Source organism: Methylobacterium sp. WL103, from assembly GCF_008039885.1.
GTDB lineage: Bacteria > Pseudomonadota > Alphaproteobacteria > Rhizobiales > Beijerinckiaceae > Methylobacterium > Methylobacterium cerastii.
The window spans coordinates 1-627 of the sequence record NZ_VRUX01001189.1; the positions used below are offsets into that span (position 1 = coordinate 1).

General features: G+C 73.7%; 1 protein-coding gene. It reads left to right on the forward strand.

What is annotated here, in order from left to right; all coding sequences use genetic code 11:
* Nucleotides 1-326, forward strand: a 326-nt coding sequence (locus tag FV222_RS28540; protein ID WP_281406950.1) for a rhodanese-like domain-containing protein, incomplete at its 5' end; no start/stop codon positions are given.
* Between the last annotated feature and the right edge of the window lie 301 nt (nt 327-627).

A 627-nucleotide genomic window follows, 5' to 3' on the forward strand; every position in this document is an offset into this window, starting at 1 on the left:
GCTCCGCGCCCCGCTTCCGCGGCGAGGAGGCCGAGCCCCGTCCCGGCGTCCGCCCCGGGCACATGCCGGGCGCCCGGAACCTGCATTACGCCGCGCTGCTGGCCGACGGGCATCTCAAGGCGCCGGACGCGCTCCGCGCGGTGTTCGCCGAAAACGGGATCGACCCCGACCGCCCGGTCGTCACCACCTGCGGCTCCGGCGTCACCGCGGCGATCGTCGCCCTGGCGCTGGAGCAGATCGGCCGCCCGGCCCGCGCCCTCTACGACGGCTCCTGGTCGGAATGGGGCGCCGACCCGAGCCGCCCGGTCGCGACCGGCCCCGCCTGAGCCCGTCGCCCGGCGTCATCGTCGTGTCGTCGATCCCGGGGCATTTTTGCAACGTCGCCGAGAGGAACACCCGGGCCGGCAAAGGCAGGATTGCCGCGATTATAGCCTTTGCTATACCGCAGTTCGGAACGTGCGGGGGACCAGGGCGATGCGGCACCGGAACAGGGCGGACGGCATCGGGTCGCGGGGCGTCGCCGTCCGTGGCGCGGCACGTCTGATCGAGACACGTCTGATCGAGGCCTGCCTGATCGGGGCCTGCCTGATCGGGGCCTGCCTGCTGCCGGGACATGCCGCCGGAGCC